The organism is Crateriforma spongiae, assembly GCF_012290005.1.
Lineage (GTDB): Bacteria > Planctomycetota > Planctomycetia > Pirellulales > Pirellulaceae > Crateriforma > Crateriforma spongiae.
Map to the genome: position 1 here is coordinate 1 of NZ_JAAXMS010000005.1, position 26,638 is coordinate 26,638.

The following is a 26,638-nucleotide window of genomic DNA, read 5'->3' on the forward strand; positions in this document are numbered from 1 at the left end:
GGGACTGTAGTAGCCTGGTTCGCAGTCAGTGTCCGCGCATGCGGAGGCATCTTCAACGATGTCTATGCAATTGTTGGTGATTTCCACTGTGCAGATTGCTTGGGCGGAATTGGTGCTCAAGAGGTTTGCCACGCAGGCAGCGATAAAGAGTCCAATAGCAATAAGGAGCTTGGCGATTCGCTTCATTTGTCATTCCTGGTTGGGAGATCTTGAAGAAAAAACGCCTGGGATCTTGACCGTTCGTAGTAACTTGCCAGCCATCAACCGGCATTCGATCACAAGGTTTTCCGGCGGTTCTGACGCCGGATCAGGAGCATCGAAGAAGATTCGATAGATGCCAACCTGGCCAACTTGACGCACTCGTTCAGAAGCCAATGGTTTGGAAGTAGCATAGAAATCACATTTCAGCTTGGATCCGTCACCATCTGGCCGACGGTCGGACGCTACGATCTTGCCCGTATATCGGCCTTGTTCCGCGTCGAGGTGCATGACAAGCGTCCGCGGTGCAACGGTCAACGGATGCGATGTCGAGATGTCAATCATGACGTCGCTTGACGATCCGGTTTCAATATTGGTCAGCTTGAGCGATCCGGCGATGGGGCCATTCTTGATGGCTTTCCGCTTAACTCGCATGCGAACTACTGAGTTTTCAAAGTCTAACGTGGTCTCGATATTCGCGAGAGATTGGCTTGCCGTTAAGTCAATAAGTTCTTGCTTTGTATCGGCCCCCAGCAAAAATGGAATTTGGATCTCATGATTATCCTGGTCCACTGGGATTTCGGTATCCACATAGCTTGGGACAAAGGCAACAACGCCACTGGCCGAGAAGAATGGTCGTATCGAAAAAAGTGGTGAACCGTTGGCACGCCGGGCCAAGATTCCGACTTCCGAACGAACTTTGGAAGGATTGGTCGGCGTTGAAATTCTGATTCGAAAAACCTGATTAGATTTATCAGGCAGCACACCCGAGCGTGGAGATAGCGAAAGGCATTGGCATCCGGGCTGGATAGAGCTGAACACCAAGTCAGAATTGGTGTGATTCTTCACTGTCAGCAAGCAATCGATAACCGTTCCGGGAAGGTGTGAACCGAAATCCACTTCGACTCGCGGCAACCTGCGCTCAACTCTCGTCAAGACGCAGGCTCGCTCAATCTGCACCACACGTTTGCTGGGCCCTTTAACGACGTCTCCTTCCGAACTGTCGGTGTTGACCTGATTAGCAAGGGAGGATGCCGAAAATGGGATGCACAGCAAAACCACACAACATCGCGTCCAGAAAGCTGAAACGCAGAATCTGCTCAGGTGACCCATTTGCGAGACCAATTTGATCCGCTCGTTCAACGACATCGTATTGAGCCGTGTGGCGGTGGCTGACAGAGCACCGCGCCAATTCAAACATCGCTTCGACAACATGTGCCGTTGGCCCCAACTGTTTACTTGCTTGTTGCCCAATTGACCCTGACCAAAAACTGTTCTAACGGAAAAAAATGGGGGGGGGCAACAAAATGTTTCAGCAAAATGCCAAAAAGAATGAAAAGTGTTCGCCGCGAAAGAAGGGAGACAGTGGGGAAGGATTCAGGCACGAGCGGCACGGTTAGTCATGTTTGCCGAGACCATAGCGCGGCATCGATAGCTGCATGGAAACTGGTGGGGATAGGATTTTGAGTCCGTTTGTTTCGTCACCCCCGACGGCCCTCGCAATTTGAATGAATTGAACGAGGGTCTGGATTGGCGTTCGGTTTAGCGACCGGCCGTGTTCGCGACTCCAGCGCATACCGCACGATGCCCGCCAATCGAACAGTGAATGCTCACTGGACCTGGATCGGCAGGCTTTCGCTGTGGCTGTTGAACTCCGGTGCGTACATGCATTGGATGTTCGCAAGGCCCGTCTGATATTCACCACGCAGTTGGACGCGGGTCGAGTATTCGAACACGTACTTGCCCTTGGGCAGGTAGTCGATGAAGAAGTGGCTGGCGGTATCACGAGTGGATTCGTAATACGCCAATCCGTCTTGATAGCGATACGACGACAGCACGTTGACAGGTTCTGTACCGCTGCCGCGGTGGTCCTTCAGGTGCAAGTATTCCATGTCGCGATCGGTCGCCAAAACGAGACGCACCACCAATTCATCGCCGACTTCCACCGGGCCATCGACACGCTGCAACTTGGGGCCCGACGCCGTATTCTTTTTGACGTACAACTGTTTCGACAGTTTCAGCGGCGTGCCTTCATGAGCGGTCACGTTGGCGATGTCTTCCATGTATTGCCAGTGCACGCTGCCCCAAGCGACGCCATCGTCGACCTTCGTGACACGAACGTCCGCTTGCTTGGCGGAAATTTCTGACCCGGTGAATCGTTGTTCGTAGAAACCGGTGCCCGCTTCGATCCGCTCGGGCTGAATCTCTTCACCTCCCAGCGCGACGGTGACGATTTCGTCGGATGCCAATTCGTTTCCACCACGCAACAGCAACGCGTACACGGCGTCGGCAGTGGCCTTGGTTGTTTTCCAATCTTGGGTTTGTTTTTGCTTCAACAACCAGACCTTGCAGTCTTCGACCGCAACTTGGTCGTCCATGACTTCGTCGAAGGCTTCGATCATCATCGCCTGGGTTTCGATCGGGGCACGGTACCACCACCATGACAGTTCGGTGTCACGCCAGAACATGCCCATTTCTTCGTCGGTGACGCTACGTTCTTTGATCGACACCATAATGTCGCGTGCGGGCGACGTTTTGCCGAACCGATTCAGGGCGATCGCCAAGTGTGCCTGCGACTGTCGGTTGGCCAGTTTCAACCAGTGCGTGGATGCTTGATCGACCCAGTAGTCGATGGCTTGGCGATGCTCCGCAGCGATCGGATGATCTTTCAAGAAAAAGCTGCGGCCGTACAAATACAACGCCACCGTGGATGACAGGTGATGCTTGTCTCGGTCCTTGGCTTTGATGTCTTCGTAGATCTCCGTCATCCAGGTATCCAGTTCCGGGATCGCAAGGTCGACCACGTCGGTTTCGATGTTCACACCCAGATGATCCAGGCGGCCGAAACCGGTGACGATGTACAGGGTGATGTATCGGTTTTGTCGTCCACCGGGGAACCACGACCAGGTGCCGTCGTCCAGTTGACGATCGGCAAGCTTTTCCACCGCACGATCAAGTTCATCGTTCAAACGGTTGGTATCAAAAAGCACCGCGACGTTTCGCCGAGCTTGGCTTTCGGCCTGGGCTTGGCGGTACCAGGGCGTTTCTTCGATCATGACCGCTTTCAAGTCTTCGTTTTTCAACAGTGGGCTGTCCAGCGTTTCGGTGCCCCGCCACTGTTCAAAGATGCGTTCGATCTTTGGATCGCTGTTGACGATCTTTCGCGCCAGCGCGTTGGCATAAATTCGGTTGAACAATTGTTCGCTGCACTCGTGCGGGAACTCCATCAGGTATGGAAGTGCCATCACGGCGTACCACGACGGGTTGGAAACCATTTGCACGGTCAGCGACTGGTGCCGCAGCGATTCCGACCCCGCCGAATCGGCCAATTTGTCGAAACGAAAGTCCTTGGTTTGTGCACCACGGATCGGCAACGCCAACGATTCGGTGACCAGAATGCGACGCGACAGGACGGGCAGATAGCCTTCTTCGCCATCGGAAAGACGCCCGGTCGAGCCGACCGCCTTGTAGGTCAGGAATCCGATTTCGTCGGGAACATTCAATCGCCAAGAATAGGATTTGGATTCACCGGCGGCGACTTCAAAGGTTTGATCGACCGGATCGTTTCCAAGCAACGCATCGACGGAATCTCCGGTGCGAGCGTTTGCAAACGTCAGTCGAACAGTGCCGGTTTGCCGTGACGGCGACAGGTTGCTGACCTTGACGGTGAATTCGATCTGGTCGCCTTCGCGTAAGAAACGCGGCGGATTCGGCTGGATCATCAAATCCTTGCTGGTCACCACGCTGTCGATCAGACCGCCGCTGGCCAATTCCGTATCGTGGGCGAAGCCCATGAATTTCCATTCGGTCAGGGCTTCGGGCATCGTGAATTCCATCCGCACCGTGCCGTCGTCACCGGCGGTCAAGTGTGGGAAGAAAAACGCGGTTTCGTTCAAATTCTTGCGGGCTTGAACACCCGACAGATCGATGTCGGGCTGTGGGGCTTGTTCCGCCTCACCGCCTCCGCCAATGCCCCCCATTCCCGCGGACGCTTTGGACATGATCGCTCCCTCGGCGACCTCCGCATCGTCCATTCCAAATGCGTCGGCCATTTCCGCGCTGGCTGCCATCGGTGCGGCCTGGGGCGCGGCACCAAAAAACATGTTCGAACGTCCCATGGCCCCACCCATGCCGCCTCGCATCATGCGGCCACGCATGAATTGATAGCCCATGAAGTTGTGGACCAATTCACCGGCCAGGCTGGGGTACACCAAGCTGCCGTCGCGATTGCGGGTGGTCCAGTCGTTCCAGAAAACTTGCAAGTTCTGGTTGTGGTTTTGGAAATAGGATCGCACCGATGATCCGTCACGGCGAAAGACGCTGAAGCGTTGCAACCACTGATGCGGTTGGTACGCGTCTAGCGATACGTCATATAGCGTCGCCACCATTTCGGCGGCCGCTCGTTCGGCGTCAGGGCCTTCGATGATGGCGGTCCACGTTTGTTTTTCCGCCGGTGAAAGCTTGCTGACGAAGTGTTCCCATCGGATCGACAAATTCTTGTTCGACCAGGGAACCGAAACCGTGTTGCTGTGCAGGAAAGCACGGTTTTCGCGAACCATCGTGGTGCGGATCGTGAACCCGCCACGCATTCCGGGTTCGACTTTCTGTTCGATCAATGCTTGGGTTCGATCGGCGGGCGTCCAGAAAGATTTCAGCACCTTACCGCGATGTTCGATTTCGACGAATGCTCGTGCTTGTTCATATCCGCTGCCCCAGAAGACTTGAAAGTCCTCGCCGACTTCGACCGACCACGATTTGGCTTGATAGATCTCGGGCAGCCGAATGTCCAGTTGCTTGGCGTCCAAGTCCAGCACTTGCATCGGAAGCAACGCCGAGATCTCATTGCCGCGATCGTCCCGACTGGTCAGCACCGCGCGATAGATGCCCGCATCCAGCGGTGCTTTGAACGTGGTCTGGCCGCTGGCGTTGGTTTCGAATTCGGTTTCCGCGACGACATCGCCCAGCGGCCAGGAGTTTGGATTGGTGGGATCGATTTCGTCGGGCGATTTCGTTTCACCTTCGTCGAACAACGCCGGCGGGCTGAAGGGATCAGGAGCACGCGTTAATGATTGGCGAGTCACCTGGTCGGGCTGAACCAAGCGGTGAATCTTCACGGTTCCGGTTGCCGCTTGGGGTTGTCCGTCCAGCGAAGTCGTGCGGATTCGGATCGATACCGGTTCGCCCTCGGTCAGCCAATCGTCGGCCGTCATTGATGCGGCCAGGCTGGTGTATCCCAACCGAATCGTCCGCTTGTCGGATCGTGTTTCGCCGGTCGTGTCGGTGACGTCCGCGTGAATCTCATAGCGGAACGTCGGCTCGGAATCCTTGGCAACGCTGGCATCCGGTTTCGCCGTAAATTCGATTTCAAATCGACCGGACCCGTCGGTCATGCTGGTGCCATGGGCGATTTCTTGGCTGCTGCTTTGCGGCGGCATCCACCAGTAACGCCAGTACCACCAGACCGGATAGTTGACCGATCGCACGACACGCCAAGTGACTTTGGCATCGTTGATCGCCGCTCCGGTGTAAGCCGTTGCTTTGCCCGTCGCCGTGACGACTTGATTCAAAGACGCTTGGTCGGCCAGCGGTTCCAGTTCGACCTGAAATTTCGGACGTTTGTATTCTTCGACGTTGATGTTGGCTTGACCGCGAGGTCCGTCGACGACTTTCAACGTCATACGTCCGGTCAGCCTGTCCCGGGGGGCGGTGAAGCTGCCGGAAAAGCTGCCGTAATCATTGGTGCGAACCTTCAGCGTTTCGACTTCTTTCCCATTCGGATCCGACAACGTCACGCTAAGCGATCGATTCTTCAGGACCTTGTATTGGTCTTGGTGTTGATACACCGACAAACAGATGCCTTTGAACCGGATCGTTTGACCGGGGCGATACAGGCTGCGGTCTGTAAAAAACTGAGTGGATTCGTTGGTTCGGTGATTCGGTTCAACGCGTCGGGTGTTGAAGTAGTTGTGTGAACTCAGACGATTTCCGTCGTGGCTGGCCAGCAGCATCACGCTGTTGCGATCGGCGGCGTTGATTTGGAACAACCCGTTTGCATCGCTGCGAACGGTACGAAGCGGGCGAAAACGATTGGTCCGCGGTTCACGCATCCAAGATCGCACGCTGGCACCACGGATCGGTTCACCGGATTTGGCGTTCAGCACGAAACCTGACAAGCGACCGGTGCGATTGTCGTCTCGAATGACCAACGCCAGATCGCTGACCCAGACCTCGGCGATGCTCAGCTGGTTGTCCGACTTGGCAAAGTCCGCCGACTGGCTGGCAAGCAGGTAATACGAACCGGGGGTGATCCCATCGGGAACCTTGACTGAATGGCTATGTTGGCGAAAGTCACCGTGGTCGGTCAGGTCGGCTTCCCAAGTGCTGGCCGCCGGCATCGACAACAATGCATCGCGAAAATCGTCATCCATCTGCATCGGGCGATAGCGATCCGAATTGACGAAATCGTCGAAATCAAATTCGACCAGCTTGAAGTGAACTTTGGTGATGTTTTGATAGCGAACATGGATCGGCGGTACAGGGTCGGCCCAAACACGTTCGGCTTCGATGTGAAGTGATTTGCTGCGGATCTGTTCCAGCAAGTTAAAGCAACGATTCGCGCCGATCGAATCCGGATAATCTTCCAACGCACCGATGCACAGTCGGTGTGCCGTGACGCGGTCGTTCTTGTTGAAGTGAATTTGGGCCAGTTCGTGGATCGCTCGCGCGGTGACGGTTTCGCCGCGGTGATCTTCGATGAAACGTTCCAAGGCCGCCTGGTAACGCTGGGTCTTGTCGTCGCCTTGGGCGTGGTTGTTGCCGAAGTTCAGTCGACCTAAATCTGCGTCCAATCGCGCGTCGGGGGATTCGTCGTCGGCATGGAACCGCAGCAGGTCTTGATAAAGCTGGATCGATCGTAGCAACAATGAATCGGCATCAGACGTGTCCGGCGTCCAGGCAAGGAACCGTTCGGTGGTGTCGAAGATTGGGTCGTCGGCCGACAAGACGAAGGCATCTTCGATTTGGTTGCCCGCCTGAGTTCCACTGCTGTAAAAATTCAACGCGTTGTGGGCCAGCACGTCATACAACGTCGGCCGAAAGTTGGCACCACGATCATGGTTGTCCAGCAACTGTTCGTACTGTTCGACCTTGGCGGCTTTCAATGTGTCAGTGTCTTCGAAGGCCAAGTCGAATTGGCGATCAATTTCACGCAAGATTCGTGGCAGGCTCCACTCGGTGAAATCTTCGCTCGGTGCGGTTTCCGTTTCGGTCCGCTGCATGAAACGCCAGCGGTTTTGTTGGAAGTAATGCCAGTACCAGTTCGCAACGATAGCTTGCAGGATCGGACGCACCTCGTCGGGAGCCTGATCGATCTGCGTTTGCATTCGGGTGATCTTTTCTTCCGGCTTGTTGCCCTGGATCATTCCCTGCAAAACGATTCGCTGCGTGACCGCTTTGATCCATTCGTCGTACTGTTTGTTTTCGGCGGCGCGCCGGACGATCGGATCCAATTTTTCGATGGCCGTTTTGGGACGTCCTTGGTTGATCGCTTGCTGGACCGCCTGCCATTGGGATTGCGGATCCGAAGGTTCGTCTTGCGTCATGCCGAGTGAAGCCATCAATAGGAACGCGGACAAAAGCGAAGCACTCGCGAAAGCAATTCGTCGAATCGACACGGCAGTCATCCTTGTGGGCAAAGTGAGATAAGTCGTTGGTCGTGAAAAGGATTCCGGCAAGGCCAACGGTCGGTATTTTTGCATACCCGGCGCCCTGCACATCGGACCAACGATGAAGACAGCGATTTATTAGCCGAAAAATCAGACGATTGGCCGAAAAAATTTTGACCACTGCGTCTCGGCCGCGGCTTCGCACGTGGGCGATCAGTCGGGCGAATTCATTCCATTCATGTCAAAGCATCCGATCGCGTCGACGTTGGTGACATCGCCGCGGCCGCAAGGGCACCGACGATCGTACCGCCGCCGACGCACCAGAAAAGTATCGAACCGTATACCGGGTGCCAGAACTGAACCGATCCGTCGGAATTTCCTGATGCCGTGGACGAGTGCGGGTGATCGCGTCCATCCGCAACGTCGGCTTGCCCGATGACCAGGGACGAATTCCAAGTCGCCGGGGTCAGTGGGCACAGCAGGACCGCCGTACAAAGAACACAAACATAAACGGCCAGCATCAAGCCGCCGCCCGCACCGATCAACCCACCCAACGCCAGGTGCCGCAGCCGATCCCAAACGGTGGTGCTTCGTTGCCCGCGATCCATGCCTTCGACGTTTGTGTCGTCGACGTTCATGTCTTCGACGTTCGATGGTTCCGTGGAGTCTTCCGAAGAATCGTCGATCTGCTGGCCGAATGGTCGACGAAGATTCGCGGGCAAGCGAAACAGTCCGGCGGCCAAACCGATCCACCATCCCGCGGCCGCCATGTCGTTGGGCGACATCCGATCGTCCAGGAACGTTTGTTCCAGACCGGCGACTGCGCCGATGATCACGACGACCGTGTGGATGGCAGCGGCAAGAGCGAATCCGGCGATGCACAAGAATGCCGTTTCCAAAGTCCAGCGGCCGATTCGTCCGATTGCTTCCAACACGCCGATGGCGATCCGCGAGACTCGGTCGGATTCTTGTGGCGGTTTTCGGTGGCGTCGAATCATCTGGGGCACGGCGAATTGCAGGGGTAGCGATGGGCTGCTAATCTGGTGCCAAACCGTCGCGATAACGCGACATCTGACGAGCTTCGAAGCCCTGGAATAATTGACGCATGTCCGCCATCACTTCGCAGATGCACGACGAAATCTTGGTCGTGGGATTCACAGACAGCAAGATTTTGGACGGACAACGCATCGAGCAAGTCGGCCGTGAATTGCAAGAAGCGATTGCCCAAGCTGGCCATAAAAAGCTGTTGGTCAATTTCCGCGGCGTGTCTTTCATGTCCTCGGCGATGATCACCAAGTTGGTCATGCTGAACAAAGGTTGCAAGGCACAGGGCGTGACACTGAAATTTTGTGAAGTGTCCCCCAACGTCATGGAAGTCTTCAAGATCACGAAGCTGAACAAGCTGTTCTCGATCGTCGATTCCGAAGAAAAGGCGTTGGCCAGCTTCGACAAAAAAGGCTGGTTCAGCTGAGCTGATTCATGTTTGCCAATGACCCGCGGTCGGGGCGTCTATAGGGTGCCATGGATTGATGGGCCGTTCGGTCGTCCTGTAACCGACAAGCTTGGGTATGAACGATTCGTCAGGCCCTCGCGTCGATCTGGAAACCGCGACGCAAATCATCGAAGCAGATCGTTCGGATCTGGCGGATCAAATCCACGATGACTTGATCCCACTGTTGTTTGTCGCGCGGGCCACAGTCGATCGGCATGATAGCGACGAAATGCGTCAGGTGTCCGCTTGGCTGGCCGATGCGATGCAAACGGCGCGGGCGATTTTGAATTGGTCACACACGCCCGACGTGAACTCCGCCAATTGGCGTGATGAACTGCGACGCGTGATCGAGTTGCTTTATCCCGACGACAAACGGGTGCAGTGGCGATGGGGATCCGTCGATTCGACGACGGTCATCTCCGCCGAACGCCAAATTCAACTGTACCGGATCATCGCCGAAGCGATTCGAAATGCGGTGAAGCATTCTTCGGCCGACAACATCATCGTCGCAGATCAGCTGGAAGCGGACGGATACCGTGTGTCGGTCACCGATGACGGGACCGGTTTCGATCCGGCAGACTTACCGCCCAATCATCACGGCGTGCGGACGATGCAACGTCGCGCCGACGCGGCGGGCATGACGTTGCGGATTGATTCGCGACGCCAGGGCGGAACCGTGCTGGAAGTCCACGTTTAGTGGCCGCCAAACCGCGACGTGTCGCCAATCAGCCTTCGACCTGTGCCGGGGCGATCACGTCGGCATCATCGTCATTGCCGGTCCATTCCGGCAGACTGACCTGCCCCGCCACCCAGCCGTGGTGAACCAAACGTGGCGTCGCGCTTTGGCCGTCGCCGACACGTTGATACCGCGTCGGTGACGGCTGGTCGCCGATGTTCACCGTCTGGCCTTCACCGGCGGTTTCGATCGGACGGATGTCCAGGACGCGTTGCAGCGTTTTTTGACACTGTTGCAGACACGGTCGCGCCGCCGCGCCGACTTGGGCGTCGCCAAAGTTCGTCAGGTCTTCGTAGACCAGGTCGACCAACCGAGATTCGCGTTGCAGCGTCGCCAACAGCGTGATCGCATCGCTGCGTGCGGGCGGCTCGGGGGCGGACGTCGCCGACGGTTCGGGCTGTGGCTGGGGGCTTGGCAATGCCGCCGGCTGGACGTCGTCGCCGGACAACACGGCGTCAATCTTTTCGGAAACGGTCTTGTCAAACAAAGCGGCCGCGAAGGCGCGGAAGGCGGTGCGCATTCCCACGGAAGACGGGTCCTTGGCTAGATCGGTCGAGACTGGGACGACGAACCGATCCGAACGTCATGGCGTTCGCAATACGGTCGCTGAAGCAGCACAGTGTTCGTTGCCGGCACCGATGCATCAACCCGGCTTGCCCGTGTCATCGGCATCGCGACTGGCAAAGTGAGCCGAAATCGCGGTCGATATCCGACCCGGTGAGAGGGCGAATCCGCTGGACTGGGCGATTCCGTTGGACCGGGCAAATCCATTGGACCGGGCGGGCCACGAACAGACTTCGGGCGTCACAAAGACGGTTTTCCGGTCACCGTGACCAGACTTGTCACGGGCCTGCACGATCCTACCCATGTCGACGCGAACGACGGGGCCACGGGAGTGCCGTGATCCGCCGGCGTCAACACTGTCACCGATGTGGTTTAGGGAGGAAACGATCATGGCAAAGTATTACGTCCAGTGTGGTTCGGTCCGCGTCGTCTTGGACGCCGAAAACGTCAGCCAAGCTGCGTGTGGGGCACTCGATCGCGTGCTGGGGCCGCAAGCCTGGGTCTATGACGACGACGGCATGACCGAAGAAGACTGTCGCGTCCATCTGATGTTGGAAGCGTTGCTGCAACTGGAAACGACGGTGCAAATCAGCGAACAGGGATTCGACCGCGACGATGCGTTGCGGGTGGGCACGCCGGAGACCGTGGAATGTTGGCACCGTTGGATGGTTTGCCTGCGTCGACTTTACGATGCCGCGGGACTTGATGGACGGCCGTTTTCAGTGGCCACCCTGCCCCACCACCGTTGATCCGTCGTCCGATGTCGGTGGCGTCACCGACGACGCGTCACTCAAGCGAACGCCGTGGTCCTCGCCGTCTTCTTCGGCCGGCGGCGTCGAAGGGAACTTGGCAAACACGCGGGTCAAGACGATCGCCGCGCCGAACAGCAATGCCGACCCCAAAAAGAATGGGGCTCCCGGCAAGATGATCGGCGCATGTTCGGACGTGAAGTAACTGAACAGACCGGCGGTGAAAATCAACGGCGCGGCGATGTTTGTCAGACTGACCAGCGACGTCAAAGCGCCCTGAACCTTGCCTTGATCGCCCGAGGGGACCGCCGAAGCCACGATGCTTTGCACCGCCGGGCTGGCCAAACCGCCCAGCGATCCGAACACGATGATGATCGGCACCATCCATCCCTCGGATGCCAGGCCGTAACCCAGAAACGCCAACGCGCTAATAATTGTCGCCGCGATTGCCACACGGCGTTCGCCAAAGCGTCGTACCGTTGGACGCACCATACCGCCCATCACGATCATGGCCATCACGCCGACCAAGCCCAGAACCAAGCCGTTGGTGCGGGTTCCCCATCCGTAACGGAAACCTGTCTGCAGCACCCAAACGTTTTCCAAGCCGCGTTGGGCCAACGACGCGCAAACGTAGGCGATCGCCATGCCCGCAACGATTGGGTACCGCTTCAACAACCCCAGCGATCCGACCGGATTGGCTTTCGCTAAATTCAGCGGGCTGCGTTTTTCCGGAGGCAATGATTCGGGCAAGATGAAATAGCCGTACAGCCAATTCACCAAAGCCAACCCCGCCGAAACAAAGAATGGCAATCGCAGCCAATACGATCCCAACAAACCGCCGAGCGCGGGACCGACGGTGAATCCAAGACCGAACATCGCGCCGACCAGCCCATAATTCCGGGCCCGATTTTCGTCGTCGGATACATCGGCAATGTAAGCGTTGGCCGTCGTGATGCTGGCACCCATGATCCCGGCCAATACTCGACCGGCGAACAGCCAGGCGATCGTCGGTGCAAAACCTTGGATCAAAAAATCGATGCCCAATCCGAACATCGAACCCAGCAACACCGGCCGACGCCCGAAACGATCCGACAAAGCGCCGATAATCGGGGCGAAAATGAATTGCATCAGCGAGTAGGACGCTGCGATCACGCCGACATAAATTCCGGCTCGCGATGTGTCCCCACCCACGAATGCTTCGACCACCTCGGGCAACACCGGGATGATGATCCCGATGCCCAAGATGTCGATAAACAGCGTCAGCAGGATGAATGCGATCGCCGCTTGTCGTACCGGTTTGGGGCCGCCCGAATCTTCCGGCCCTGGATCACCCGGCGCCCGATAAGGCTGGGGGGAATTCGCGGGATCGGGTTCGTCCGGACGTGTCATTGGCGGGAATCGCGTCTATCGCCTTAGCGGCAACGGGGAATGAATTGCGGGGGGATCGGCAACGGGCAACGCAGCGGCGCGCGAACGGTTCAAGGCGGGAATAGGGGGCGGCCGGTGCGGAATTGGTGGCGATGGCTTTCGTCCAGTGCGAACCACCGCCGCTAAGACCGAACAAGGTAACCCTTGGCCCAACATTCGGCGAGGACCGTCCGGCTGATACACTGGACTGCTGGGGCACCGAAATCCGGGGTCTACCGAAATCAGGGAGCCACCGAACCACGGACATCGGTCTGATGCGGGAGCGTCGATTTCGTCTGCAACGGTTGCCTCGAGGCAAAAAATACCCTCACCGATCACCAGGATGCGTAACTTGAAAACCGAATTCGCGTTGAAATTGGATGCAGTCCGCCGAATCATTGCCACCGCAACGGCCATCGGCTCTCTTTCGATTCTGGTTGCCGGTTGCGATCCGTCCGATGTGGACACCGATGGCATGGCGGCCGATCCGGCGGCGGAGGCTGAATCGGGTTCGCCGGATTCCTCGTCAAGCACCGATCAGGACGAAATGATGACCGAAAAGGCACCGTCGCAATACAACAAATTGACCGCCGAAGAAGCCCGCGTGATTCTGCACAAAGGCACCGAACCGCCCGGACCCGGCGGATACACGATGACCAAGGATCCCGGGACCTATATCTGTCGCCGGTGCAACCAACCGCTGTACCGCAGCGACGACAAGTTCGAAAGCCATTGTGGATGGCCCAGCTTTGATGACGAAATCGACGGCGCGGTGGATCGACAAGTCGATGCAGACGGCTATCGCGTGGAAATCATCTGCAGCAATTGTGGCGGACACCTGGGACACGTCTTCGAAGGCGAACGTTTTACGGAAAAGAATGTTCGCCACTGCGTGAATTCAATTTCGATGAAATTCATCCCCAAAGGTGACCCGGTGCCTGCAACGATTCATCAACAGGACTAGAAAAGTCGCGGACACCAGGGCCGGATGTCGCGTTGATTTGACGACACCGTATTATTGGTGACTTGTCACTCCAACTTTTCTAACTGAACGCTCGTGTACCGCGGGGAGAGAGCCTGAACCATGGACGAACTGATTCAACGCTTGGCATCGCAACTGGGAATTGATCCGTCGTTGGCCAAAACGGCTAGCGAAAAAGCGATGTCGATGATCAAAGATAATGCCGGCGACGACTTGTTCGGCCAAATCGCCGACAAAATTCCAGGCGCCTCCGATGCCGCGGCAAGTGGCGCGGCCGCTCAGCCCGCCGGTGGTGGCGGCATGTTGGGCAAACTGGCCGGCATGGCTTCGTCTGCGCTGGGTGGATCGGCCGGCGGCGGCATCGAATTGGGGGCCGCATTGTCGGAATCCGGTCTGGAAGCCGACAAAGTCGGTGGCTTCGTCCAAATGGTTGTCGAGTTCATCAAAGAAAAAGTCGGCGACGAAGTCTTGGAACAATTGCTGGCCAAGTTCCCCATGCTGAAAACCTTGATCGGCTAAGCTCACGCTGCGACTGTCTCGGGAAACTTCAGGCGTCACGTAATCCTGTCAGCGGTGTTCGTGGCGTCTGTATGGGCATCTATCTCGGCGTCCGTTTGGTGCCGGACGTCTTTGCCATGCCACCGATGTCGATGCGACGGCGGTGAGTTTCGCTAACCGTGGTCGTCCGGCAGACGCATGACCTGCAATGCGTCACGGCCACGATCTTTGATCCAGCGTTCGACGGCACGCGGAAACGCCGCGTCGACGATGCCTGATTCGGTCATCCGATCCACGTCGGCTTCCGATTCAACGTCGCATGACTTCAGCAAAACAAGCTCATCGGCGCAAGTCTTTTCCGCCAACAATGCGGCTATCGAATCCGTCGTTGTGGCCCAGGTTTCCGGAAGACTGCCCGAATCATCTTCGCGTCGATAAAACGCCCGAGGGCTGATCCAGGTTGTGCGTGGATCCGGACAAGTGTTCCGCACATCTTGGGTTTGTTCCAGCCACTGCGCTAGATCGTTGCGGCGGTCGATGGCATCCAGTTCGGCTAGCCAGCCGCGACAGATCTGAAACGTTGCATGAAGCAGATCCACGCACATCCAGTGGACATCGGCCGATGGCAGCCGGCGTAGACCGTCCAGTTCGCGGACGGCATCGATCATCTTGCCTCCACCAACGACCAACAGGCTGTGGGCCGGCGGTTGGTCGTTCAGGTATCGCCGCAAATCGGCAACCAATGTGGGGCGGCACAGCAGGCTGCCGCCGATCTTGATGATGCGACGCATCGCCAATGCGGGGTCTTTGGATCAGGGCCTACAGGCGGCCGTCTTGTTCCAGCATTTCCTTGTACTGGTCGCGTTCGCGGCGGGTCGCTTCCAAGTCGAAAATCAAGTACTTCATGTCCAATCGCAATTGCGAAAGGGCTTCCTGAACCAAGTTCAAAATGCGGCGGCGTCGGGTGCTGCATTCGACGACACGTTGCAGGGCGGGGGCGACGGAGTCGCGATAACGTGCGGGCAAGGCGTCGATCGCTTTGGCCATTTCCACCAATTCACTGGGGGTTTCTTCGGTCGGGCTCACGGGGTTTCCGATTGCTTTGGGCATCGAGGGTCGCTCCGATAGGTCGCGTCATTGGGTTCGATGAAATCATTCCTTGCATGCCGGATGCCGCGTCCTTGCGAAATGGCCTCTTTGGCGTCGTTAAGTCGTTTCTCGGAAACGACTTGCGTCCATTTGATGCCTGTGGGTCCCTGAAACCGGTGTTGCGTTTTATCGACGTTGATTCGTCTTGGCTTCGGCCCGTAAATCTTGGTAGTCAAAGGCTTTGTGGACGTCACGGCGCGGTCCCGCGGCGATGTTGCCGGGAATCAACGCGACGTGGCGATAGAACCACATCCACTTTGCCACCGGGGTCGATTGTTCCGCTGTCACACCTCTTGGTCAACGATCAATGTTCTTTGTCTGCCCCAAACCGATCGACGCGGGAACGGATCTGCGGTCTCGGCAAAGGCTGACGCGTGCGAAAATCAATCGGCCAACCGGCGTCGTCACGACGGTGACTCTTTTCACGCTGATGGGCCTCCTGTTGCCCGGCACATCTCGGCCGACAGTGGCACAGGAGCCGATGATTTTTCAGGCCCCGTCGCAAGACGGTTCGGACCAGGGGGTGCCACGGATTCCCAAAGCGTCCGGGACACTGCACACCGGCGTTTGGCTGGCACCGACCGCCCAGCAGAACTTGTGGGCCGATTCCGACTCGGCCGCCGAGGCAACGGTTCTGTATGACCGCTTGAACGCGCCACCGGCGAAGTGGTTCTTGGATCAAAGCGACTGTGATGCCACCGTCGTTAAGCAATCGCATTTGCCTGCCGGCGGAATCGACGGCAATCCGTGCGAACTGATCGAACTGAATGCGGGAAACGGCAGCGAAGCGTTGTTGGTTTATCCGCTGGAACCGATCATGCCGCTGGACACGTTGTCGGCCAGCGTCGCATTGCGTTGTGCCAAACCCGGCGCTCGTGTCGGATTTCGAATTCGATTTCCGCACGTGCAAGACAAGTCGACGCACCGGAGCGAGGCGATCATCGTTTACGGCGCGACTTATGATTCGGACGGCCAGTATCAACGCATCGGCGTGGGAGCGATCGAAAGGATGATGCGGGTGCAGTCGACCGCGATCCGGCAACGCCACGGTATTCGTGCTGACTTGTCTGACCCGTTTGTCGATGCCGTCGTGATCAACGCCTACTGTGGTGCCGGAAACATTCGGTTGCGGATCGACGAGCTGAAAGTCGTCGGCATGATTCCCATGTCGTATGTCCGGCGTCCCGGCGAATCTCCGGTTGCCGGGCCGACGGATGATCGATCGGAAGTGGTCAATGCAACGACCACCAAGCTGCGCCGCATTTATCCGGGACAAACGGATCGACCGTTAGACGCCATGGACCCGTCGGCGAATTCGTCGACAGCCCCCCGACGCTTGACCGAACGTGATGATTCGGACAATCGTTCGGCTTTTCAGCACGGTCAGCTGATCAAGATCATTCAGCACAACGGGGAACCGCTGCGTTACTTGCGCACTCTGGGGTTTGATGCGGTGTTGTTGGCGTCTCCACCGACACAATCGCTTTTGCGGGAGGCGATGACCGAACGAGTCAGCCTGTACGCGCCACCTCCGGAGGCGCCTGATCCCGATTTGGAACTGTATTTGGATCCGGTCGCGGGATGGTATCTGGGGTCTGCGATCGCCGTTGATGCTGCGGCCGCGGAGACCATTGATCGCCAATCACGCAAACTTCGACGATGGCCCACGGCTTGGCAGCGTCCGCTGATTGTCAGCCCGTTGGAACAGGCGGACCGATTTTCACCGATGGCCGACGCGATGGTGCGCGACTTTCCACACGCCAGTCGTGGGCTGCGTCCATCGGAGGAGGTCGCGGAATTGGTGGCTTCATTGCCAGCTTGGGGTGAAGACACCCAGCGGATCGTGGGTGTGCACAGCATGCCTGTTGAAGAGCTGTTGGTTCAAGTCGAACGCATCGCCGATGGGATTGGCGCCCCACGTCCTAGCGCTTTTCGGTGGCCGTCGATGTTGCGTCAGGTCGTGCACGGTTTGCAGTTACAGCCGTCGGCGATTCTGTTCCGTTCCACTCGATCGCTAAGCTCGGGTACCGATTTGTCGGCGCAACGCGCATCAGCCCTCAGTTACACCAATCGACTGGTCGCGGCACTGACACCATGGGTGGTCGGTGTGCGTCCGGCATCGCCGCCAACGGTGGAAGGTGATTATTCGGCTGCGCGGTTGGTCGGTGACAACTTCGAAACTTGGCTGCTGACGTCCACCGCCACCCGAGGCAGCGAGACTCTGGCCGGCGACGGGGCGGCCGTCGCAATTCGGCTTGCGCCTGACGATATTGCCAAAACCTATTGGCGGGTCAGTCACTTTTCCGCCGATCGTTTGAATCCACAAGCCGACGGGAACGGCGCTTCGCTGCAGATCGTGTCGCCCGATTTCGTAGAAATCATCGTTTGCAGCCATGATCCCGGAATGGGGGCTCGGCTGGTGGCATCGGCGCGACGATTTGTGAATCAAGCGGCGCAGGACCGTTGGCAATTGGCCAACCAGTCCGTCCGGCAAGCCATCGACGATCAACAACTGGTGCGCTCATTGCAGTCGGCGACTCGCCCGGCGGGGGATGAACTGGCGAGCCTGGCACACCGCACGCTACAGAATTCCGAAAGCCTGCTGCGCGGTGGCGACTTTCACAACTGGTTCCGCCAAGTGCGACGTGTCGATGCCTGGACCGCACGCAGCCAATGGCAGCTGGCCGAATCGTTGATGCCCGATTGGCCTTCCCCGACAAGTTCACCGCCGATCGACTTGGGCGACAATACGATCCAAGCGATTTGGCGACCGCTGATGAACGAGTCGGGTTGGGGACCGAACCGTCTGACCTCCGGCGGTTTGGATTCTGCGGAGTTGATCGGAACGGGACGTTGGCAAATGGGCCAACGTTTGTCCGATTGGGTCCACAACGAAGTCCGTATTGTTGGTCGCGGGGCGTTCAGCGGGGCGGGGGCACTACGCGCAACGGTGACCCCGAAAATTTCCGGCGTCCTTCCAGGCGGGTATGGCGGGACGGCGGTGCAGATTCGCAGCCCCGGCGTTCACTTGAAAGCCGGTTCGGCCATCCGGATCGATGCTTTGGTGCGCACGTTGGGATTTGGTGCGCCGCATCACGGTCTGTTGGTTTCCGATTCCATCGGCGGACAGGCGATGGGCGTTTTGGTTCGCGGCAAGTCCGAATGGACTCCCGTACGTCTGTATCGCCAAGTCGTTCGTGACGCAGACGTGCACGTCATCTTTGAACTGATCGGTGCCGGGGAAGCCATCATTGATGATGTCCAGGTGTGTGTGTGGCAACCCGATCAAGGCCGACAACCTGCCTTGCGTCCTCTCGGGTCGACACAACGTTTGAGCCAAATCGATGCGGACGTTGAAAACGTGGCGACATCGCCCAGCGATTGGGGGCTGCCCACCGCCGCCGTCGATGAACCGGCGACCAGAATAGCCATGCCGGATGCGGGCAACTCGATCCGCTAGTGCGCCTTGTTGTCTGTCCGGCGGCGACGGTCATACACTGCGGGAACGCGATCAAACGATGTATCGGGCATCGTTTGATTTTCTTGTTCCCGTCACCCCAAAGAATGTGAATCGTCAGCCATGCAACAGGTCAAGATTTTCAAATCGGTCGACAGCGAATTGGACGAACTGGAAGCCACCATCAACCGCTGGCTTCGCAAAAGTGGCGTCCGAGTCCTTTCGATCTCTGGCAACTTGGCCAACCAGTCATCGGGCGGTCAAACGATGAGTTCCTTCGCCGCCGGCGACGTCCTGATCATCGTCCACTACGAAACAACTACCTGAAAAGGGGACGGGGGTCTTTTTCGGGGATTCGGTGACGAACATCCACCCGTTCGCCGCGACGATCAGCTATAAACGATTAGCTGGGGCGTATTGGCGAAAAGGGAGACGTGATGCCGAGACAACGAAGAGTGGATGAGGCGGGAGGGATCTACCACGCATTGAATCGTGGAAACGCTCGCCAGGCGATTTTTCGAAAAGACGAAGACTATGACGCCTTCATCCGCACACTGGGCGATGGTCTGGAGCGGTATCCGGTGGAGTTGTTTTCTTTTTGCTTGATGCCCAACCATTGGCATCTTGTCGTCCGTCCGCTGCAGGACGGGATGATGGGGCGGTTCATGCGTTGGGTGACCGCGACGCACACGCTGCGCTACCATGCACACTATCAGCGTGGCGGCGAAGGTCATCTGTATCAGTCTCGGTTCAAGAGTTTTCCGATACAGGATGACGCCCATTTTTTGACCGTGTGTCGCTATGTCGAACGCAACGCGTTGCGGGCTGGATTGGTTCGCAAGGCGGAAGCTTGGCGGCATGGATCGCTATGGAGATGGTCGCAAAAACCGGAACCGAAACCGGCAATTCTGTCTTCTTGGCCTGTCCGAAGGGCATCCGACTGGGTGTCGAAAGTCAACCAAGCGTTGAGTTCAAAAGAACTGGATGCGTTGCGTCTCAGCGTCGACCGCGATCGTCCTTTTGGCGATCAGGATTGGACCGAGCAGATGGCGGATCGATTAGGATTGTGGTCCACCATCCGGCCAAGGGGACGCCCACGCAAAGTGGCGGATCGTTGACGCGTCATCCGCGTCGAATGTTCGCCTGACAACCGTGATGAATTCTTGATGCATGCTTCATTTGCAGGACGGTTCTCCACTGTCGCCCGGGCACACCGGCAAGGTTCAAGATGAATCGAATCACTGTTTCTGCGACCCGCATTTTGCGGTGGGGCCATTCAGCTTATGCCGCTGCGACGATTCCCTGTTCGCGGCGTCTCCGGTACCGTTGGCCGACGGCAACGTTTTGTTTTGCAGCGCCGGTTTCTGCATCGGATGAAGCCAGACGAGTGATAAAAGACCCCCGTCCCCTTTGTTGGAGAGTGTGATGCGTGCTTGGTGTTTGTTGGTGTTGATGGCGTCTGCGGCGGGTGCACAGACACCGGTTCGTGACGCGGTGATGGCGGGCTACTTGCTTGCGCCCAATCAAAAGGTGCCAGGTGAGTACGATTCGGGATTTTCGGTTTACGTGTCCGCTTGGCCGTTGTTGGAACATTACCCGGGGCGACGTTTTCAAACCGGATTGTTCGGTACATGGATGTTTCCCGTCTTTGACCCGCCGGTTCGGCGTCCTTTGCAGGCCGGCGTCTATACCGATATCGAGGGCGGTTTGGGATGGTGGCGTGACACCCGTTTTGCCACCGCGACGCCGAAGTTCATCATGGGGGGCGTTGATCTAAACTTTCGTCGCTGGGCCAACGGTCCGGGGGCCGGAAAGGGGCGTGATTGGGACGAACCCAAAGGCAAATACGGCGTGGTTCAATTGAGCAATCGTCTGTTGTGGCCGCCCGATGGTTTGAATCTGGCCCAGGGGACTCGGGGCGATTGGTTCGGCTATGGCTATTTGCCTTTGCCGTTGACGCCGCAGAAGCAGACGACCGCCGGCAAACCGGTCGCGACGGGCAATCGTTGCTGGACCTTGTTTCTGTCGGCCGAGAATTTCAAAGGACCGGTTGCGTTTTTTGCGCCCTATTTTTGGACCCAAGTGCTGACCGAAAAACCGGAACTGGAGGGTAAGTTGCTGGATTCCGCTGCCGTGAATCCCAATCGGGCGTTGCAGATGGAAACTCAGTACGTTCCGGCGAAGATCGCAAGCTCCGAGGACGGTCAGACGTATGCTCGCGTCGCACCGGTTCGCTATCCGGTGTCCGGCGACGGTTCAACACGTGTTGTTCAGCAAATTCGATCCTATCGGTCATCGGCATTGTGGGACGACGTTGCGCGATGGTTTGACGGCGGCGAAGTGACCGACGGATCGATTGACCCGGACGCATCGGTGGTCCATGACTTCACCGGCAAAGGTGCGGCCACTTGGCGTATCTATGACAGCGATACGGCGAAAGAAGACCGAGCGTTGGTTGATTGGAATTCGATCGCACAGCCGTCCGCGTTTGACGGTGATACGTTCGGCTATCGGTGGAGAACAGCATCGAAACCGGATCAAGGGCTGACGACCTTGCCTGATTTTTTTCGTCTGGATGAATCAGAAGCGGGAAAGAAACGTTGGGTGGCGATCGCGGCATCGGAGGTTCCGTCAGACACGGGCCTAAGGGAAGTTCGTTTCGAGCCATTTGAGCGACCCGGCACGGACGCCTATCAAACGCCTGAACGACCGGAGTCCGATTGGAAGCGTCCCGGGCCAGTCGCCGGACCGTTCCTTGCGTATCCGGGTGACGGCAGCGAGGTCACCTATTACTGGTATCGCTTCGCCGATCAGCCGGCGATGTTGAACGCCGACCTGACCGAAACGCAGCGGCAACACGTGCAGCGTCGGATTGAAATGCTGCACCAAAACTGGACCACCGATCGCGATTATTTGCCGCCGCAGAAATCGGGCAGCCTGGCAGCGATCGACGGGGCGTTGGTTGTGACGCCACCGAAGGGCTTGGAGATCGGTTACGTGCCGATCGTCACGCGTCAGGGGCAACGGAGCATTTCACAGGATTGATCCTGCGATCGTTCCGGCATCCTTGTCACACGCATCAAAAAAGCACTGCCGCCGGTGGCGACAGTGCTTGATGTGATTCGGACCCGAGGGGAATCAGGTCATCGAGCGGTTAGGCGACGCGATCAGGCGTCGGGCAGCTTCGAATCGTCGACACCCTTGGGCGTGTTGTCTTCGTACTGGGCTTCGGGAATCGCTTCTTCGTCGGCTGATGCAACCACGCTGTGATACACGGCGAAGGAGTCGTCGGATTCACCCTTGGGCGAGTCGACTTTTTCTTCGGTGACCTTGGCTTTTTCGACGATCAGTTCGATCACTTTGCGTTCGACGATTTGGTTGCGAAGCGCGTCCATCTGGCCTGATTTTTCAAGGCGGGCACGCACGCGACGTTCGGGCTGGTCGCTTTGTTGGGCGATCAGGGCGACTTCCTGGTCGAAGTCGCCGGCGTCGGCATCGATCTCTTGTTCTTCGGCGATTTGTTCCAGGATGAAGTGTTCACGCAGGGCGGCTTCGGTGGACGCCTGGGCGTTTTGTCGAGTCGCGTTGACGAAGCGTCGGATGTCGTCTTCGGCAAAACCGCTACGCCGCAATTCCAGGATCTTTCGTTCCAGTTCGCGAGCGGTTTGACGCTTCACCAAATTCGGCGGTAATTCGAATTCCGCCGAACCGGTCAGTTTCTCGACGACTTCGCCACGCAGAGCCTGTTGAGTGCGATAGTCGGCTTGGCGGGTCAAGGAGTCTTTGACGAAGGAACGCAGTTCGTCTTCGCTTTCGAAATCGCCCAGTTCTTCCAAGAAGCTTGGGGTCAGTTCGGGCATTTGAACCTTGTAGACTTCCACGGCCACGAAGGTCGCGGTCACGGTCTTGCCCTTTAGGTCTTCGTCTTCCAGGCCATCGCTGAGGACGACTTCGACGTCGCGTGATTCGCCTTCCTTGATGCCCAACATCGTTTCACCGAACTTGGGGGCCATCGCATCGGACAAACTGAGGGTGCCCTGCAGTTTGATTCGTTCTTCGTCCATGGTCGACAGCACGTTGTCGCCGTCTTTGAACGTCGCGGTCAGCAAGAGCGTGTCGCCCATTTCGGCGGGCTCGTCGGTGGCTTCCGACTTGCCATACCGCGACAGCACACGTTCCAGGGCTTCGTCGATATCGGCATCGCCGACGTCTTCGACGGGCTTGGTCAGTTCCAGGCCTTCCCATTTGGGAGTGTCGAAATCGGGGCGGACTTCGATGCTGAACTGATAAACAAAATCGCCCGAATCGGGCAATTCGATCGATTCGTAATCAAAGTCTGGTTCGCTGATGGCCGAAAATTCCTGTTGTTCGGTCACCTGGGCCAAGCTGTCCATCAGCAAGGCGCCTTTGACCTGATCGCCGATGCGATCCTTGAATTGTTTTTCGACCAGCTTGCGTGGGGCGCGGCCGGCGCGGAACCCGGGCACTTGAGCTTCGGGGACCAGTTCGCTGAACGCATCTTCGCGGTAACGTTCGACTTCGGACTGGGGGATTTTTACAACCACTTGGCGAAGACAAGCTTGCGGGCTTTCAACGCTGACGTCCAACTGAATCGGTTTCTTTTCGTTGTCGGCGGCGGTTTCAACGTCGGTGGACATCCTGCGAGTGGCCTCGGGGCGAGCGGAATGTGAATGGGAATCAGATTCGATTGATGGGGGACAGCGGTCGCGACCGACGTTAGCAAAAACGTCCAGGCGTGACGGTTTGGCCCCGGCAATTCGATGGGGTAAGTCCCGAAGTCTACCGAGAACCATGTTTTTTGGACAAGCGGGTAAATTCATCCCAGACTGGACTTGCGAGTCTTCGCCGGACGTTTATATTTCTTCCCTGCATCGCGGCTGTAGCTCAGTTGGCAGAGCATCACGTTGCCAACGTGATTGTCGTCGGTTCGAATCCGATCAGCCGCTCTCGACGACAAGGCATCCTTCGGGGTGCCTTTTTTTTGTTGTCCGGAATGCGTCCGCAGTCGATCTGTCCGCATCTTCCGGTGGCCTTCTTGGCGGTCGTCGATCGGGTCGTTTCCCGGACGCGGGTGGTTGCCCGGTCCCCGGGGGCACTCGATCGTTTCGATATCCACGGAGGCTTCCACGATGCGGACGACCCGGGGCACTTTGCCGCCACGGGGTTCCTTTGACGGTCAACCAATCCAGTGCCCTACGCCAAGCTTGGTCCCATCGCTGTGCATCTTCCCGAACGGGTGGAGACCAACGATGAATTGCAGCAAATGTTTCCGCGTTGGGATTTGCCGCTGATCGCTGAAAAGACGGGCATTCACCAGCGGCACATCGCGGCCGACGGGGAAACCGCTTCGGATCTGGCCCTGGCGGCGGCCGAGCGATTATTCGCCGAGCAGTCGATCGATCCGGCGGACATCGATTTTCTGCTGTTCTGTACCCAGACGCCCGACTATCCCCTGCCGACGACCAGTTGTCTGTTGCAGGATCGCCTGGGATTGCCGACGAAATGTGGTGCGTTGGATTTCAACTTGGGCTGCAGCGGGTACGTCTACGGGCTGGCGATGGCCGACGGGCTGATCCAAAGTGGTGCGGCACGCAATGTTTTGTTGATCACTGCGGAAACGTACAGCAAATACATCGACGCGGAGGACCGGAGCCTGCGGACCATTTTTGGCGACGCAGCGGCCGCCACGATGGTCACCGCGGCCGAGGACAAAACGTTGTGGGGTTTTAAATTTGGCAGTGACGGCAGCGGCGGTGACATGCTGTTGGTCGGTGACGGCGGGGCGCGTCCGGCGGAAGATGCGATCCGGCCGCGCCACCGGAAACGTTGGAAAAGTCGGCTGTATATGGACGGCCCCAGCCTGATCAATTTCACTGTCGAAGCGATTCCCAGATTGTGCCGAGAAATTTTGGAAGAAAACGGCCTGACCGACGCCGACGTCGATCGCTACTTGATGCACCAGGCGACCTGGAAAATGCTGGATCAGCTGCGTCAGCGGATGCAAATCAGCACCGAGCGGTTGCCGATCGAAATGGCCGACATCGGCAATACGGTGTCATGCACGCTGCCGATCTTGATCGATCGCCAACGAAAGAAGGTCGCACCCACTTCGGCGTCGGTTAACATGCTGGTAGGTTTCGGTGTCGGATTGTCTTGGGCGGGCTGTCTTTGGAAAGACGACATGCAAGGCTGATTCCACCGCACCGCGGTTTCCGTCGCTAACGCCCGAGGGAAAGCTATTTCGCCATGTCGATCGATTTGACCGGAAAGTTTTTGGTCGCGTCGCCGCACCTGTCCGACGGGAATTTTCTGCGCAGCGTCGTGTTCATTCTGCGGCACGATCCGCAGGGGGCGTTCGGATTGGCCTTGGACCGTCCGACCGATCGCAGATTCGGCGATCTGATCCAAATGAGTTCTCAAAAAGGGCCGACCCGAGACGACGATTTCATTTACGTCGGTGGTCCGGTCCAAGGACCGCTGCTGGCTCTGCACGATTTGGCGGGCGTCGGCGATCCGGTCGGCCAGCCCGGTGATGACCCATCGGGACAATGCGTCGTCCATGACAACCCGGCCGAACCATGGGGATCGATGTCCATTGAATTGGGCAACCCACCGGCATGGATTACGGGGGACGAAGACCACTTGAGAATTCTGTACCGGCGTTTGGATGTCCGCGTGCGTTTTGTTGCGGACTACAGCGGTTGGGGACCGCAACAATTGGACATGGAATTTCAAGCCGGCGGTTGGTTGTATTGTGACGCGACGTCGGATCTGGTGTTCGGTCCGCCCGACCAGTTGTGGCGACAATGCGTTTGCCGCTGTGGCAACGAGGTTTTCGGTGATACCGTGCCCGGGATGCAGTCCGTTTCGCCCACGGTGAATTAGACCATGCGACGTTTGGTGATCGGCGATATTCATGGATGCGGCAAGGCGCTGCGCACCTTGATCGAATCCATTGATCCGGCGGCGGATGACGAAATCGTTTTCCTGGGGGACTACGTTGACCGTGGTCCCAACAGCCGTGACGTCGTCGATCAGATCTTGGAACTGCAGAATCGCTGTCGCGTCGTCACCCTTCGCGGCAATCACGAGATCATGATGCTGGGGGTGCTGTGTGGCGGTTGCGATCCGGCGGTGTGGTTGGCCAGTGGTGGTAAGTCGACGCTTGCCAGTTACGGCGGATCGCTCAGCCGAGTCCCGTCGGCTCATGTCCAGTTTTTCCAGCAACTGCGTCCGTTTTACGAGACCGCGGATCGGATCTTTGTGCACGCGGGATATCAGCACGATGTTTCGCCGGCAATGACCGATGACGCGGTCATCTATTGGAACCACTTGACCAACGTTCCGCCGCCGCATCACAGCGGCAAACGGGTGTACGTCGGACACACGCCACAGCCTCACGGAAATGTGCTGGACCTGGGGCACATCATTTGTTTGGACACGTATTGTTTTGGCGGCGGGTATTTGACCGCTATGGACGTCGACACGTCGGAGATCATCCAGGCGGATCGCCATGGTCACCTTCGTCGTGACCGCCAGATTGTGTTGTTTGAATGGATCAAACAGCGTTGGAAAAGCTATCGTGAGCGCCGCACGCAAAGAAACGATGAAGATGTCTTGACCCAGCCGGCTGCGCAAGATGTCTAGGAAGCGTTTGAATCGAACGAAACGCTTTTTCGGTCGTCACCGCAAATCGATGGGGCGGCCGTATCGCGGGGCGG

At 57.7% G+C, this 26,638-nt stretch carries 23 protein-coding genes and 1 tRNA gene; 13 read left to right on the forward strand and 11 right to left on the reverse strand.

The annotated features are described in order from the left end of the window. From HFP54_RS25245 to HFP54_RS14135, 4 genes are all read right to left on the reverse strand, one after another. On the reverse strand, positions 1–186 hold a 186-nt coding region (locus HFP54_RS25245), incomplete at its 3' end, for a hypothetical protein (protein ID WP_206036229.1). Positions 187–189: 3 nt separating this feature from the next. Further along, complete coding sequence (locus tag HFP54_RS14125; protein ID WP_168565654.1) at positions 190–1,347, reverse strand: hypothetical protein; 1,158 nt, start codon at positions 1,345–1,347, stop codon at positions 190–192. Positions 1,348–1,808: 461 nt separating this feature from the next. Continuing rightward, positions 1,809–7,880, reverse strand: a complete 6,072-nt coding sequence (locus HFP54_RS14130) for an alpha-2-macroglobulin family protein (RefSeq protein WP_168565655.1) — start codon at positions 7,878–7,880, stop codon at positions 1,809–1,811. A 218-nt stretch (positions 7,881–8,098) separates the two neighbouring features. After that, on the reverse strand, positions 8,099–8,869 hold the full coding sequence (locus tag HFP54_RS14135; RefSeq protein WP_168565656.1) for a hypothetical protein: 771 nt from the start codon (positions 8,867–8,869) through the stop codon (positions 8,099–8,101). 98 nt (positions 8,870–8,967) lie between these two features. On the opposite strand from HFP54_RS14135, the gene HFP54_RS14140 reads away from it, so the two are divergent. Both HFP54_RS14140 and HFP54_RS14145 read left to right on the forward strand, forming a co-directional pair. Further along, positions 8,968–9,333 carry an STAS domain-containing protein gene (locus HFP54_RS14140; RefSeq protein ID WP_145299755.1) on the forward strand — a complete coding sequence of 122 codons (366 nt, stop codon included), beginning with the start codon at positions 8,968–8,970 and terminating at the stop codon, positions 9,331–9,333. Between the two features lie 97 nt (positions 9,334–9,430). Continuing rightward, complete coding sequence (locus tag HFP54_RS14145; RefSeq protein ID WP_168565657.1) at positions 9,431–10,051, forward strand: sensor histidine kinase; 621 nt, start codon at positions 9,431–9,433, stop codon at positions 10,049–10,051. Between the two features lie 28 nt (positions 10,052–10,079). On the opposite strand, the gene HFP54_RS14150 is transcribed toward HFP54_RS14145, so the two are convergent. Both HFP54_RS14150 and HFP54_RS14155 read right to left on the reverse strand, forming a co-directional pair. Further along, positions 10,080–10,610 (reverse strand): DUF2760 domain-containing protein, encoded by a 531-nt coding sequence (locus tag HFP54_RS14150; protein WP_235951900.1) that lies wholly within the window; start codon positions 10,608–10,610, stop codon positions 10,080–10,082. 123 nt (positions 10,611–10,733) lie between these two features. After that, a complete protein-coding gene (locus HFP54_RS14155) occupies positions 10,734–11,045 on the reverse strand; it encodes a hypothetical protein (RefSeq protein ID WP_168565659.1) in 312 nt (103 codons plus the stop codon). On the opposite strand from HFP54_RS14155, the gene HFP54_RS14160 reads away from it, so the two are divergent. Beyond that, complete coding sequence (locus tag HFP54_RS14160; protein ID WP_145299747.1) at positions 11,044–11,403, forward strand: hypothetical protein; 360 nt, start codon at positions 11,044–11,046, stop codon at positions 11,401–11,403. The two genes, HFP54_RS14155 and HFP54_RS14160, sit on opposite strands and share 2 nt — an antisense overlap. Here the strand turns inward: HFP54_RS14160 and HFP54_RS14165 are convergent. Beyond that, complete coding sequence (locus HFP54_RS14165) at positions 11,374–12,792, reverse strand: TCR/Tet family MFS transporter (protein WP_168565660.1); 1,419 nt, start codon at positions 12,790–12,792, stop codon at positions 11,374–11,376. The two genes, HFP54_RS14160 and HFP54_RS14165, sit on opposite strands and share 30 nt — an antisense overlap. 361 nt (positions 12,793–13,153) lie before the next feature. Here HFP54_RS14165 and HFP54_RS14170 point away from each other — a divergent pair, with 361 nt between their 5' ends. After that, positions 13,154–13,774: a methionine-R-sulfoxide reductase gene (locus HFP54_RS14170; RefSeq protein ID WP_231604591.1), complete on the forward strand. Its 621-nt coding sequence runs from the start codon at positions 13,154–13,156 to the stop codon at positions 13,772–13,774. A gap of 120 nt (positions 13,775–13,894) precedes the next feature. After that, entirely contained in the window at positions 13,895–14,311 is a 417-nt protein-coding gene (locus tag HFP54_RS14175; protein ID WP_146413014.1) for a DUF2780 domain-containing protein, read from the forward strand. Between the two features lie 152 nt (positions 14,312–14,463). Here HFP54_RS14175 and HFP54_RS14180 read toward each other — a convergent pair whose 3' ends face one another. The 3 genes from HFP54_RS14180 to HFP54_RS14190 form a co-directional block, all read right to left on the reverse strand. Then, positions 14,464–15,081, reverse strand: a complete 618-nt coding sequence (locus HFP54_RS14180; protein WP_168565661.1) for an amino acid kinase family protein — start codon at positions 15,079–15,081, stop codon at positions 14,464–14,466. 28 nt (positions 15,082–15,109) lie between these two features. Further along, entirely contained in the window at positions 15,110–15,400 is a 291-nt protein-coding gene (locus tag HFP54_RS14185; RefSeq protein ID WP_145299736.1) for a transcriptional regulator, read from the reverse strand. 165 nt (positions 15,401–15,565) lie between these two features. Continuing rightward, positions 15,566–15,703, reverse strand: coding sequence for a hypothetical protein (locus HFP54_RS14190; protein ID WP_168565662.1), 138 nt, complete (start codon positions 15,701–15,703; stop codon positions 15,566–15,568). Between the two features lie 217 nt (positions 15,704–15,920). On the opposite strand from HFP54_RS14190, the gene HFP54_RS14195 reads away from it, so the two are divergent. From HFP54_RS14195 to HFP54_RS14210, 4 genes are all read left to right on the forward strand, one after another. Then, positions 15,921–18,899 (forward strand): hypothetical protein, encoded by a 2,979-nt coding sequence (locus HFP54_RS14195; protein ID WP_168565663.1) that lies wholly within the window; start codon positions 15,921–15,923, stop codon positions 18,897–18,899. Between the two features lie 120 nt (positions 18,900–19,019). After that, positions 19,020–19,223: a hypothetical protein gene (locus tag HFP54_RS14200; protein ID WP_168565664.1), complete on the forward strand. Its 204-nt coding sequence runs from the start codon at positions 19,020–19,022 to the stop codon at positions 19,221–19,223. A 110-nt stretch (positions 19,224–19,333) separates the two neighbouring features. Next, a complete protein-coding gene (locus HFP54_RS14205) occupies positions 19,334–20,014 on the forward strand; it encodes a transposase (protein WP_146413018.1) in 681 nt (226 codons plus the stop codon). A 307-nt stretch (positions 20,015–20,321) separates the two neighbouring features. After that, complete coding sequence (locus HFP54_RS14210; protein ID WP_235951819.1) at positions 20,322–21,941, forward strand: hypothetical protein; 1,620 nt, start codon at positions 20,322–20,324, stop codon at positions 21,939–21,941. A 122-nt stretch (positions 21,942–22,063) separates the two neighbouring features. Here HFP54_RS14210 and tig read toward each other — a convergent pair whose 3' ends face one another. After that, positions 22,064–23,554, reverse strand: coding sequence for a trigger factor (tig, locus tag HFP54_RS14215; RefSeq protein ID WP_146413019.1), 1,491 nt, complete (start codon positions 23,552–23,554; stop codon positions 22,064–22,066). A gap of 236 nt (positions 23,555–23,790) precedes the next feature. Here tig and HFP54_RS14220 point away from each other — a divergent pair. From HFP54_RS14220 to HFP54_RS14235, 4 genes are all read left to right on the forward strand, one after another. Next, positions 23,791–23,863 (forward strand) — tRNA-Gly (locus HFP54_RS14220). 242 nt (positions 23,864–24,105) lie between these two features. Continuing rightward, positions 24,106–25,110 (forward strand): ketoacyl-ACP synthase III, encoded by a 1,005-nt coding sequence (locus HFP54_RS14225; protein ID WP_146413020.1) that lies wholly within the window; start codon positions 24,106–24,108, stop codon positions 25,108–25,110. Positions 25,111–25,163: 53 nt separating this feature from the next. Further along, positions 25,164–25,802 carry a YqgE/AlgH family protein gene (locus HFP54_RS14230; RefSeq protein WP_146413021.1) on the forward strand — a complete coding sequence of 213 codons (639 nt, stop codon included), beginning with the start codon at positions 25,164–25,166 and terminating at the stop codon, positions 25,800–25,802. 3 nt (positions 25,803–25,805) lie between these two features. Continuing rightward, the gene (locus HFP54_RS14235) at positions 25,806–26,564 is read left to right on the forward strand and encodes a metallophosphoesterase family protein (RefSeq protein ID WP_146413022.1); all 759 of its coding nucleotides are present in this window, start codon (positions 25,806–25,808) and stop codon (positions 26,562–26,564) included. Positions 26,565–26,638: the final 74 nt, after the last annotated feature.